Origin of the sequence: Mycoplasmopsis gallinacea (assembly GCF_900660495.1) — a bacterium.
Taxonomy (GTDB): domain Bacteria; phylum Bacillota_I; class Bacilli_A; order Mycoplasmatales; family Metamycoplasmataceae; genus Mycoplasmopsis; species Mycoplasmopsis gallinacea.
In genome coordinates this window covers 1-13,306 of record NZ_LR214950.1, presented here as the reverse complement: position 1 = coordinate 13,306, position 13,306 = coordinate 1, and the positions used below count along the sequence as shown (strand labels likewise).

Annotated in this window: 8 protein-coding genes and 2 pseudogenes; 3 read left to right on the top strand and 7 right to left on the bottom strand. The window is 27.8% G+C overall.

The genetic code is table 4. The features are described from left to right. Positions 1-152 precede the first annotated feature (152 nt). From EXC51_RS00050 to EXC51_RS04330, 7 genes and pseudogenes are all read right to left on the bottom strand, one after another. On the bottom strand, positions 153-1,655 hold the full coding sequence (locus tag EXC51_RS00050; RefSeq protein ID WP_129619951.1) for an amino acid permease: 1,503 nt from the start codon (positions 1,653-1,655) through the stop codon (positions 153-155). Positions 1,656-1,911: 256 nt separating this feature from the next. Further along, positions 1,912-3,540, bottom strand: a complete 1,629-nt coding sequence (locus tag EXC51_RS00045; protein WP_129619950.1) for an IS1634 family transposase — start codon at positions 3,538-3,540, stop codon at positions 1,912-1,914. A 311-nt stretch (positions 3,541-3,851) separates the two neighbouring features. Further along, positions 3,852-5,480, bottom strand: coding sequence for an IS1634 family transposase (locus tag EXC51_RS00040; RefSeq protein ID WP_129619949.1), 1,629 nt, complete (start codon positions 5,478-5,480; stop codon positions 3,852-3,854). 350 nt (positions 5,481-5,830) lie between these two features. Beyond that, positions 5,831-7,807: a hypothetical protein gene (locus EXC51_RS00035; RefSeq protein WP_129619948.1), complete on the bottom strand. Its 1,977-nt coding sequence runs from the start codon at positions 7,805-7,807 to the stop codon at positions 5,831-5,833. Next, positions 7,807-8,598, bottom strand: a complete 792-nt coding sequence (locus tag EXC51_RS00030; protein WP_129619947.1) for an ABC transporter permease — start codon at positions 8,596-8,598, stop codon at positions 7,807-7,809. The genes EXC51_RS00035 and EXC51_RS00030 overlap by 1 nt, the downstream gene beginning before the upstream one ends. Beyond that, the gene (locus tag EXC51_RS00025; RefSeq protein WP_129619946.1) at positions 8,591-9,424 is read right to left on the bottom strand and encodes an ABC transporter permease; all 834 of its coding nucleotides are present in this window, start codon (positions 9,422-9,424) and stop codon (positions 8,591-8,593) included. The genes EXC51_RS00030 and EXC51_RS00025 overlap by 8 nt, the downstream gene beginning before the upstream one ends. Then, positions 9,408-10,796, bottom strand: a pseudogene (locus tag EXC51_RS04330) (ABC transporter ATP-binding protein). The gene EXC51_RS00025 and the pseudogene EXC51_RS04330 overlap by 17 nt, the downstream one beginning before the upstream one ends. A 463-nt stretch (positions 10,797-11,259) precedes the next feature. On the opposite strand from EXC51_RS04330, the gene EXC51_RS00015 reads away from it, so the two are divergent. The 3 genes and pseudogenes from EXC51_RS00015 to EXC51_RS00005 all read left to right on the top strand — a co-directional run. After that, positions 11,260-11,502, top strand: a complete 243-nt coding sequence (locus EXC51_RS00015) for a hypothetical protein (RefSeq protein WP_129619945.1) — start codon at positions 11,260-11,262, stop codon at positions 11,500-11,502. A gap of 196 nt (positions 11,503-11,698) precedes the next feature. Then, positions 11,699-12,622 carry an amino acid permease gene (locus EXC51_RS00010; protein WP_165001799.1) on the top strand — a complete coding sequence of 308 codons (924 nt, stop codon included), beginning with the start codon at positions 11,699-11,701 and terminating at the stop codon, positions 12,620-12,622. Positions 12,623-13,061: 439 nt separating this feature from the next. Next, positions 13,062-13,306, top strand: a pseudogene (locus tag EXC51_RS00005) (ABC transporter ATP-binding protein); the annotation flags it as partial.

Here is a 13,306-nt window from a genome sequence, read left to right as displayed (position 1 = left end):
TTTTATGTATGTAATGTAAGTAAAAAAATATTTTTTTCTTTAGCTCATATATCTTTGATATATGTATAAAAAAATGAGCCTAAAAAATAGGCTCAACTTGGAAACTCAGGATTAAATGTTAAAAATTGTTATAGTTTCTTTCAAAATGTGTTTTATGATTGTGGAGTTAAATGAACCTTATGGTAATTAAATTTGTAATTGAGAAACACAAAAGAAGATGTAATTAATAAAAATCCTCAATATGAAATTCCATCATAAATGTATTTTCATGAACTAGAGCTATAAAAAAGTCCGCTATTACTTTTACCACCAACAATAAAAGCGAGATAAATATCACGATAAATTATATCAAATCCCATTATAACAACAATGCTAATGATGCAAAGCACTGAAATTGTTTTGAAAAATCTAATAGCTGGTTCTTTGGTTTGGATATTTCTTTTTAGCGCCAAAAAGATTGTGTAAGCATAAACTAAAAAGAAAATGTTAATTGGTATATTTGAAAAAGTATCAATTAATGAATCTGAATTTAAAACAACTGAGGGAACAGTTAGAAACGCAAAATAAATAGCAAAAACAATCAAATATAAACTAAATCCGCCAAGTCCTTGCTTTGTTAACTCAAGCTTAGTAAAGAATTTATGTCCAATAACGCTTCTTTCTTCTACAAGAGCTTGAAAACCCCTTAATGTTCCTAAATAGATTGAATTACATACAAAAAAGCCACTAAAACCAAGCATAAAGTAAATAATGATTTCAATTACTTGTTTGGTGTCTTTTTGCGAAGGATCCTTAAAAATACTTTTAAAAATATCAACTACGTTTGCATAACCAGTTAAAGCAACTCCGAGTGAAATAAAAAAGTAAATAACACCTGAAATTATAATAGTTAAAATAGATACAATTGGAATTTGCTTGGGTTTTTTCATATCATCAGCAAGATTTCCAATCATTAAAAAAGCATCAAAAGCAAAAAGCACTATTGGAAGCGAAAGCGCAAGTCCACTAAAACTAAACTGCTTGGTGCTTGCAACTCCATTTGCTCCATCGTTTAAAGTTCCCGTATCTACATTTGGTGAGTTATGACTACCAATAAACGCTATGATAATTGCAATAATTAAAGGAATTATTTTGAAGAAAAATGAAAATTGTTGCAATCGCACCGAAGCTTTTAATTTCAAAAAATTAAGCCCAATTAAGAAAATCGCAACAAATAAACTAGTTAATACAACATAACCAAAATGGATGCTAGTTACATTAATTCCTTTAATTGAAGCAATTGCATTAAAAATCATTTCAGTTGAAAAAATAGGTAAAATTGTGCTTAAAAGTCCATAGTATAAAAATGATTGATAAAGCTTTGCAATATACCCTTGCTTTGGAGTGGATAAATTAGCAATTCAACCGGATAAACCACTTTTAGAATGACCTGATTTAGACACTTGCAGAAAACAATAAGCAGTTAAAAGCGAAATTAGCGCGCCTAAAATTCAAACAACTAAAAAACTATACAAACTAAAATCGTTTGAATTTTCAATTGCTTGATTTTTAAAAATACTAATGTTTTTAAAGAAGATCCCAATCCCAATAACACTTGAAACACTAATTGCAAGCGAGGCAAAGAAACCTATCTTATGTGCTTTTTTCTGATTCATAATAAGAATTATAAAGAAAAATAGTGCTTTTTGCAATAATTGCTTAAGCAAAATTTGTTCGAGATAAAATAAAAGTTCATCCTATTTTTTAGGATGAACCAGCGGATTTGCTTTATGAATGTGACTATTTTTCAAGTGTTTTTTAACTTTACTTTAAAAACACTTCCTGAGTTTCCAAGTTGATACACTATAAAAAACGAATACATCTATAAATAAGGTGTATTCGTTTTTTATATTTAAAATTACACACATAGAATTAACTCATACATGCGATAAAATCTTTATAAATTTTTATATTTTCTTTATGGTTTTCATCCAAATCATTAATTATTTCTTGTACCACTTTTCCATTTACTTCTTTTTTTGTTATAGTCATCATTCTTAATGAATCCACAAATAAATCTAACGTCACTTTTTGTACTTCTCCATTGATTTCATAATATTTCTTTAATTTGTAAAGACAGTATTTTAAAACAACAAGAGCAATGAAACATAACAAAAGATGCGCAAGTATATGCTGTTCATTATGAACAAAAACAGGTCTAACTTGTAAAGAAGATTTTAATGTTCTGAAATTTTCTTCTACTTTTCATTGTTTTCTGTAAATTTCATTAGCTTTTTCTGGTGTTAAATCTAGAATATTGGTTTCAATAATGTAAAAACCATCTTCAGATTCTTTTTTCTTAATTTTCTCTCAATTTAATTTACCCACTGTTTTGCCATCAATGTCCATGTATTTCTTTTTATATTCTGGAACTAAAGAACTAAGTGGTAGTTCTCCATTTACAGTTTTCTTATTCAATTTATCAATAAAATTATTTCTTCTTAATTTATCTAAAGTATTTTTTCCAGGACTGAAAAACACACATCATTTTCTGTATTTACCGTTAAATCTATTTTTATTTCAAATAGATTCAACAATTTGTTCTTTTCAAAACATTTCATCTCTAAAAACATAATATTTGTCTTCAAGAATGAATTTTTTCATCCCAATACTTAATGTATCTAATCTTTTTTGAAATATATATTTAATTCCTTTTTGTTCTAGGAAACGTAAGTTTGCGTTGTTATTTATTCCACGATCTGCAACTATTGTAATATCCTTTATTTTATAGATTGATTGAAGTTCTAAAACGAAGGATAACATTGTTTTACCATCAGCTGTTTTACCTGGAAAAACTTTATAGTGTATTGGTATTCCGTTTTCATCTACAGCCATTGCTATGACTACTTGATCTTCATTGTGTTTTCCGTCTTTTGAAAAACCGTTTTTTCTTATTCCTTCTCTTGTAAAGCTTTCAAAATAAACTGTTGTGTTATCGAAGTGAAAAACTTTATTGTTACGATTTGTAAATTCATTTATTTTTTGAAATAAATTGACTAAAACAGAATTCTTATTTTCGAAAATAACATCAAGATAGTTATATATTGATGATTTTTTAACATTAATATCATTTATAAAATCACTTTTATTTTTATATTGTGACATATAGCTTCTTGGAAGGATAATTCTAGTTGCTATGAAAAATTCCAAAACCTCTTCTAACGATTTATGTTTACTTTTTGGTAATGCTGAAAATAAATTTAATTCTTTAATAACTTTATAAATTAAATCAACTCCAATATTTTGGATACTTGTTTTTACAGAAGTGGGTTTTAATAATTTAAAAAATTCTTCTTTTGCAACAGCTTTATCTAAAGATGTATCTACTTTTTTTGCTATTTCTTTCATATCTTCAATTGAAGATAATCCATACTTTTCTTTGATATCTTCTCAGTATCCTAGACCAATCTGATTTCCATAACCTTTTTTAAAACCTTTAGAAATAGCTAAAACTAAATAATATTTTCCATTTTGTTTTTTCTTGCATAAACTGTAACTCATGCTCTTATTATATCATTTTATGTATGTAATGTAAGTAAAAAAACATTTTTTTCTTTAGGTCATATATCTTTGATATATGTATAAAAAAATGAGCCTAAAAAATAGGCTCAACTTGGAAACTCAGGATTGCTTAAGCAAAATTTGTTCGAGATAAAATAAAAGTTCATCCTATTTTTTAGGATGAACCAGCGGATTTGCTTTATGAATGTGACTATTTTTCCTGAGTTTCCAAGTTGAGACACTATAAAAAACGAATACAGCTATAAATAAGGTGTATTCGTTTTTTTACATTTAAAATTACACACATAGAATTAACTCATACATGCGATGAAATCTTTATAAATTTTTATATTTTCTTTGTGGTTTTCATCCAAATCATTAATTATTTCTTGTACCACTTTTCCATTTACTTCTTTTTTTGTTATAGTCATCATTCTTAATGAATCCACAAATAAATCTAACGTCACTTTTTGTATTTCTCCATTGATTTCATAATATTTCTTTAATTTATAAAGACAGTATTTTAAAACAACAAGAGCAATGAAACATAATAAAAGATGTGCAAGTATATGCTGTTCATTATGAACAAAAACAGGTCTAACTTGTAAAGAAGATTTTAATGTTCTGAAATTTTCTTCTACTTTTCATTGTTTTCTGTAAATTTCATTAGCTTTTTCTGGTGTTAAATCTAGAATATTGGTTTCAATAATGTAAAAACCATCTTCAGATTCTTTTTTCTTAATTTTCTCTCAATTTAATTTACCCACTGTTTTGCCATCAATGTCCATATATTTCTTTTTATATTCTGGAACTAAAGAACTAAGTGGCAGTTCTCCATTTACAGTTTTCTTATTCAATTTATCAATAAAATTATTTCTTTTTAATTTATCTAAAGTCTTTTTCCCAGGACTGAAAAACACACATCATTTTCTGTATTTACCATTAAATCTATTTTTATTTCAAACAGATTCAACAATTTGTTCTTTTCAAAACATTTCATCTCTAAAAACATAATGTTTGTCTTCAAGAATGAATTTTTTCATCCCAATACTTAATGTATCTAATCTTTTTTGGAATATATATTTAATTCCTTTTTGTTCTAGGAAACGTAAGTTTGCGTTGTTATTTATTCCACGATCTGCAACTATTGTAATATCCTTTATTTTATAGATTGATTGAAGTTCTAAAACGAAGGATAACATTGTTTTACCATCAGCCGTGTTACCTGGGAAAACTTTATAGTGTATTGGTATTCCGTTTTCGTCTACAGCCATTGCTATGACTACTTGATCTTCATTGTGTTTTCCGTCTTTTGAAAAACCGTTTTTTCTTATTCCTTCTCTTGTAAAGCTTTCAAAATAAACTGTTGTGTTATCGAAGTGAAAAACTTTATTGTTACGATTTGTAAATTCATTTATTTTTTGAAATAAATTGACTAAAACAGAATTCTTATTTTCGAAAATAACATCAAGATAGTTATATATTGATGATTTTTTAACATTAATATCATTTATAAAATCACTTTTATTTTTATATTGTGACATATAGCTTCTTGGAAGGATAATTCTAGTTGCTATGAAAAATTCCAAAACCTCTTCTAACGATTTATGTTTACTTTTTGGTAATGCTGAAAATAAATTTAATTCTTTAATAACTTTATAAATTAAATCAACTCCAATATTTTGGATACTTGTTTTTACAGAAGTGGGTTTTAATAATTTAAAAAATTCTTCTTTTGCAACAGCTTTATCTAAAGATGTATCTACTTTTTTTGCTATTTCTTTCATATCTTCAATTGAAGATAATCCATACTTTTCTTTGATATCTTCTCAGTATCCTAGACCAATCTGATTTCCATAACCTTTTTTAAAACCTTTAGAAATAGCTAAAACTAAATAATATTTTCCATTTTGTTTTTTCTTGCATAAACTGTAACTCATGCTCTTATTATATCATTTTATGTATGTAATGTAAGTAAAAAAATATTTTTTTCTTTAGCTCATATATCTTTGATATATGTATAAAAAAATGAGCCTAAAAAATAGGCTCAACTTGGAAACTCAGGATTGCTTAAGCAAAATTTGTTCGAGATAAAATAAAAGTTCATCCTATTTTTTAGGATGAACCAGCGGATTTGCTTTATGAATGTGACTATTTTTCAAGTGTTTTTTAACTTTACTTTAAAAACACTTCATTTAATAAGTGCTAATAATTAATAAGGTAATTTTTAGAGCACCAAAACAAAGGTTATTTGTTTAGTTATTAAGCTTCATAAAGCATTTTAAGTTATCTAAGATTTAGTTCTTTGGAAATATGTAGTTGTAATTAAACTTTGAAGTTTTTCATCTACTGGCAAGATACCTTTATGAATATTGTTTTTACTTTCAACAATTTCGTAAATTGAAATAACTTTAGCATCATACCCGTTAATTGGTGTTGCAAAGTAATTTCTAAGCACAAAGTCATAATCAATTTCTTGAGTAGGGTTATAGTTAATAAAGTGAAAATTATCTAAAGAAAGATATTTTTCAGCAATTTTAGCTTCAATTGTTTCATTTGCAAAGTTGATTAAAGCAATTTTTCTAGCAAAATATGCTAAAAGAGCTTCTTTTTCTTTTAAAGCTTCTTCTAAGTCTTCAAAATCTTCTTCAAATCCTTTTGATAAGTATTTTAAAGTAAGTTTGTATGCTTGATCTTGAGAAGCATTAATTGCATCATCAAATAATTGAAGTGATTTTTCTTTGTTTTGAACACTTACAATTTGTTCAAGCAACCTATCAATACCATTATCTTGTAAGTATTTTCGAATTACTTGAGGATAAAAAGTAGTTCAATCTTCAAGATCAGCATCTTCAGAGCTTTCACCATCTAAAAAGGCTTTATGTAACTGATTGCTCTCTTTAAAATGCTGAATAATTTCTTGATTATCTAAGTTGCTTCAGCTAAGGATTTGGCTAAGTTTGTTTACTAAAGTTTGACTTTCTTCATTGGTGAAAATTTCCTCAAATTCTGAAGCTTTAAGGTTGCTTCAAATATCTAATAAAGCTTTTTCATAAAAAGTTTTTTGAAGGATTGAGCTATCAAAAATATTAATTCCTTGTTCTTTAAATTGCTCATAAAGCGATTTAATTGAAGGTAATTTATCATAAAATGAATTTTTAAATACATTTAGATACTCAAAGTTTTGTTTTTGGGTGTTTTTACTCGAAAGAACAAGTCCATCAATTAAAAGAATATTAAATTTAGGTTTAACCACTCTAATTTCACCTTCTCCAACCTCACCAGGGAAGTTATCTTCACCATAATATGAGTCTATAGCATCACCATTATACATAATAGCTGCATTAATATCAGGTCTTTGGTGGTTAATTAAGTTATTTACAATTTGAAGCCCATCTCCTTCAAAAGTAATGTGCTCACTGTTTTTAACATCAAATCCAGTTCCATCTTTAATTAAGGAAATAAATGAATCAATAAGTTGTGAGTAGGTATTATTTTCAACTTCACCAGTAAAATGCTCTGAAGTACGTCTTTTTTCATCTGGAATTAGTCAGTATGATGAACCATATAAAAGGTTATCTCTTATTGCGTCAGTAATGATTCAGTTTTTGTAACCATTTTCGCTAATTATTTTAAGTAAATTTACCATGTGATATAAATCATCACCATAAACGTTGTGATATGATTCAAAATCAATTTCACCTTCTTCATTTAGATGCTCTTTATCACTTGGAGTTACTTTGTTTGTGTTGTAAGCAAGAACTGCATCTTGTGAAAAATAAGGATAGAAATACTCTCATAAATGAGCATTTAAATCTCTTCCAAATTCATCTTTTTCTAAGTACTTATCGTATTGTTCAAGATGGTCTCAAATGTCTTTTCTTAAAGTTAATTTCACCATTTGTTTGGTAAGTTCATAGTTATCTTTAAGAATCGGCATATCAAAAAGCACTGAATAATCAATTTTAGCAATTAAGTGTTTGCGAATTAATTGAGTAGCTAAAAAGTCGGTTCCAATTCCAGCTGCTGCTTTATTATTTAAAATAGCATTGTAAAATTCGTTAATTTCTGAAAATTGCTTATAGTCAAAAGTTTTAGAAATAATCCCTTTGTTTTCTTCTGACATATACGCTTTAAAGTTGTAAAAACTAGGTAAAAAAGGTTTTTTGAGTTTTTGGTGTAAAGTAACAGAAACACCAGCAGTAACTGCGGCTACTGTTGTGGTTGCTATTAAAATGTTGCGATATTTTTTAAATTTATTAAACATTATTTTTGACTTTTGCTTTTAGCAACTGTATAAATAATGTTTCCAATAATTGTCATAAATAACACAATTGAACCAAAAACAAGTCCTCAAGCTTGGAATGAACCTTCATAAAGTTTAGTTCCAAGTGTTGATGTATTTGATACAGTTCTAGCGATAATGAAATCGTCAAAACTTAAGAATGTACTTACAATAGCAACCATAATAATTGAAGGAATCATGTAAATAAAATATGTTTTAAATCATGAAGCAATTTTTGAATACCCTAAATCTTGGCTTGCTTCAAAAAGGTTGTTATTAAATTTCTCACTTCTAGGTAGCATAAGTGAAATTCCGTATGGAAGAGCCATAACTGTATGTCCAATAATTAATCTCCCAAACCCTTCGCTATCTGTTGAGATGATTCCAAAGAAAATTCCAAATACAAGCACAAGACCAATAGCGGTGATGTTATCTGGGTTAATTAATGGAATATTTGAACTAGAAATAACTGAAGAACGCACTAATTTATTTTTTTGTCTATAAAGTGCATAAACAGTGATAAGTGAAAGTGAAATAACTAAAAAACTAACAATTAATGCAAGTAAGATAGTATTTACAAGAGCTAAATCACGTCCATCTTTAAATAAATTAGCTCAGTTATCAGTAGTCCCTACTGTTCAAGTGGTGTTGAATTCACCTTTTTTAGTTTGTTGGTTAAATGAAAATACAAAACCAAAAATTAAAGGTACATACACTAAAGTTAAAATGATGTAAATGTAGCTTCTTTTTAAAATTTCAACAATTTTACTCATAGTGTGCTCCTTTCTTGAAGAAGAAAATTACTTTTGGAGCAATTAATGTAAGTGAGTAAATTCCAATGAAAATAGCACTAACAACAACAACTAAGGCACTACCTGAACTTAAGTCAAATTTATTACCTGGGTTAATTTTTGAGTTAATTAAGTCCCCTATTAATTGTTTTTGTGACCCGTCTGGAAGTAATTTTTTACTAATAACAAAGGTAGTAGCACTAGCTAGGAAAATCATACCAATACCACTTAAAATTGCTTTAGTTGCATATGGAATGATCACTTTGTACATTGTTTGGAATGAGTTATACCCAAGGTCATAACTAGCTTCAACAATGTTTTTAGGCATATCTTTAAACACTGTATAAAGCGGCATAACCATAAGTGGGATATTTAAGAAAGTAAGCCCTAAAATAATAAATCATTCAGCATTTAATGATTTAGGGTCAGCTACCATAGCTAAAAATAATCCTTTAATAGCGTAAATTTTCGCAATAGTGAAAATTGCCATTGGACTAATAATTAAGCTAAGTGCGTAAATCCGGAAAATTTTAGATTTAGATGTTGAAATAAAATATGAATATGGAAGAGCAATAATAAGACATAAAAATGAAGAAATGACTCCAATTTTTAAGCTCCGTCCAATGATGTTTCAAGTGTTTGATTCTTTTACTAAAATTCAGTTGTCAAACCCTTCTTCATGCCCAACAACAGCGTTAGTAAAAATTAAAATAATTGGCAAAACAATTAAAAGAATTGCGATTAAAAAATAAGGAATGGCTAAAGCTAAACGACGATTAAAGTTTAATTGTTTAATTTTGGAAAGCATCGTTAGAATAATCTCACTTAGCGTCTTTTTTCATTAAATGAATTGAATCGATTGTTCAGCTTAAGTATACAGTTTCACCTTCTTCAAATTTTTTCGCAGTTTCTACGAAAATTGATTGAGTTTCAGAAATATCTACTTTAATATAGTAGTAGCTTCCACGATATGAAATATCTGAAACTGTACCTTTAATTTTTCCTTCAGTTGATTTAGGCTCTGCAATAATATCGATATCTTCAGGTCTAATTAATGCATCAACAATTTGACCTTTTGCAAATTCATCACCTTCATGAACTGTTTTAAATTCTTTACCAAGAAGTTTTACATTTCCATTTTCTAAGAATTTAGCATCAAAAATGTTTGAATCACCAATGAATTTAGCAACTCAAATATTAACTGGGAAATCATAAATGTTTTTAGGTGTATCATATTGCTCAATTTTTCCATCACGCATAACAGCAATGCGATCTGAAAGTTCTAAAGCTTCGTTTTGGTCGTGAGTAACAAAAATAAATGTAAGACCAAGTTCTTGTTGCACGGTTCTAAGAAGAATTTGCATTTTTTTACGGATTTTAGCATCAAGAGCACTAAGCGGCTCGTCTAAAAGTAAATTTCAGGCTCAATAACTAAGCTACGAGCAAGAGCAACACGCTGCTTCATCCCTCCTGAAAGTTCGTTGATGCTTCTTTTTTCATTTCCTTTAAGACCAACAATTTCAATGATTTTGTTAATAGCTTCTTGTGTTTCTTCGTTAGTTAATTTACGTTTAAAGTGACGGTTTTCAAAAGCTTTTGATTTTTCGCTTACATAATTTTCTCAATATGAATATTCAAATCTGAATCATCAAGTCAAGTAAGACGTTTTTTGTATTCTTTTGTCTCTTCATTTAAGGCTTCAAGCTCTTTTTCGTATTGGTCTTGTTTTTCTTGTAATTTAGAAATTTTAGCAGCTGCTTTAGCTTCTCATTGCACAAGTTTCTTTTGGTATCTATCGATTGTTTTTTGACTAATTTTGTCTTTATCTTTTGGAACTCTTTTTAATTTAAGTCCATACATAATGTTTCCTTCAACATTTAAGTGAGGGAAAAGGGCATAATCTTGAAAATTGTAGAAACGTTTCTTTTGTATGGAGCAAGATCTTTAATATCCAGTCCATTAAATTTAATTTCACCACGGGTAGCTCATTCAAAACCACCAAGTAATCTTAAGATAGTAGTTTTACCACTACCACTAGGTCCAAGAAGAGTTACAAACTCTCCACGATTAATGTTTAAATTAACTTCATCTAAAACAGTCTTATTACCAAATTCTTTGGTAACTTCAACTAATTCAATAACATAATTATTCTTTTTTGTGTTTGTTTTAACACTTTGCATATTATTTTCCTCCTTTATTTTAAATTGAATAATTAATTATTCAACTGGGAGGCACAATCATAGATATTTTCGCAATATTCTTCTACAAATTTTTCAAGCGCAGGGTAGTGAATATCGCAAAAATTAATCAATATCCATTTAATTGCTAAATGAATATTACGTCTTACCATATTTTTCATAGATTGAATTTTACCAAAATGTAAAAAATCGATAATCATTTTATCCAACAATTTTGCTCTTAAAAAGTTTTGAATCCACTGCTAAAAAACATACTTAAATTATCGACATTTTCTTAAGTAAAATTAAAAGTTTTAGAAACGATTTTTTTATATCTTATTTAGGCATTAGCATTTATAAAAATTAGGCTTTTTAATAGCTAGGTGAAAAAAGTTTATAAACCAAAAATAACAAAAAAGCTTACTTTTCATTTCTTTTTTAAACTTTTTGCATTAAAATTATATCCATGAACACACAATCAAGCATAAAAGCTTTCAGTGAGAAAAACTTCATTTTCTTCACAATTAACTTCATAGTGGGATTTGGTTTTGTTAGCACCATTTTGACTATTACTAATTTAAAAGCTCTAGGTTTATTAACTATTTTATTAACTTCATTTATTACCTTAGGAATTGTTCTAGTTTTTTCAAGATTAGCAGCAGTATATAGCGAAGAATATGGCGGATCATATTACTATGCCAAAAGATAGGGGATTCTAAAGCTAAGAAATTATTTGCTTTTTGAGTTGGTTGAAGTCAATTTATGCCAAGGGCCAATTCTTTCAGCAGCTGGACCATTATTTTTAGCTACTGCAATTTCGGTAGTTACTGATAATCAAATGGTAATTTCAATTGTTAGAGGAATTTCATTTTTATTTTATATTTTGCTTATGTTTATTTCCACATTTGGGCCTCAAATTAAGCACAAAAGTTATCTATCTTTCAGCAATTATTAAATGAACCATTATCTTTTTAGCACTTCTACTGTCAGTTTATTTAGCTTTTAAAAACCCAAGTTACTCAACCAATTTTAGCGGGTTAATTGATAAACCTAAAAGTGAATATGCTTATTTAATTTCAAGCTCAGTAATTTCATTTATGTATGCTTTTGGTGGTTTTGAAAGTATTGCTGCAATGACTAAGGATGCGCAAACTAATAAAATTAAAAAAGTGCTCTTTTTATCTTTCGGATTTATTGTTGGGTTTTACTTGGTATTTTACTTAGTACTTTTAGGGATAAACTCAAGCGTTTTAAATGGGCAATTTAGTAATATTTTCCTTAAAACCTGATCAATTACTGGACTTGTTATTTTTGTAATTGGGACTATTTTTAATCAAATTTCATCAAAAATTTCAACTGTCTTAGTTAATTCAAGGCAATTAATTCCGCTTGCAGAAGATGGATATTTGCCTAAATTCTTAATCAAAACTAATTCACGTGGTGAATATCGCAATGCTATTTATTTTTCGCTTGGACTTACTATTTTTTCATTAATAGTGTTTTGGGCTCTTCCTGAGTTTTTAAATCTTAAAAACTTCTTCCTTTCAGTTATCGAGATAGGAACGATTTCATTTTTAGTTCAATATGTGCTCACTTTCATCACAGCGCTAATTTTAGAACGCAAAAATAAGGTAATTACAATTCCTTGATATGAAAAAATCATCTATTATTTAGTGATGATTTTGCTTATTAGCTTAATTGTTATTTACCTATTCCCAATGATTGTAGGTCATTCCTGAAGTGTTGAAAATACTATTGTTTTAGTTTCGTATCTAGCTTCATTAATCATTGGTGGAATTTTATTTGTTATAGCTAAATTTAACAAATAGCTAGCTTTAAGTTGCGTGCAAAAGGTGCGTAACTTTTTGCTTTCTGCTCTAAAATTTAGAATTATTGAATCTTTAATTTTAAAGTGTTATAATTTAAAAATTATTAATGTATAAGGTTAATTATGCTATCTAAAAGCAAAATAAATCAAATAAATACCAAAGGAGGTTTATTATGATAAAGGTATTTAAACTCTTGCCAAAAAAAGTAAAAAACTCTATTTTTAATAGGTATTATTTTGATTTTAATTAACGTTGTTATTACGATGTTTTTGCCAATTTTGCTTAGTCAGTTTCTTTCATTGATTGCTCCTAGCTCAAATGAAGCTAGTCAAACTTATTACATAGTGCTATTTAACAAGGTTAATTTATTCCCTTCAAATACGCAAGCCCAGGCAATTACCAAACTAATTATTATTGTTATTTTAATGATTGTTTTTGGTTGATTACATCAATTGGTAGCGTGCTAATTACTACTTATGCTGGCGAGCTTAGTTCAAACCATTTAAGAAACACTTTATTTGAAAAGTATCAAAAATTAAGCATTAAAGATATTGCAGAACTTAAAACCGAAACTTTAATTACTAGATTAATGATGATGTTGCCATCTTTTTGAGACTTTTTAATGAGTGCTTCAAGTTCATTAGTACGTGCTCCATTTTTTATCATTTGTCGGGGTAGTATTTT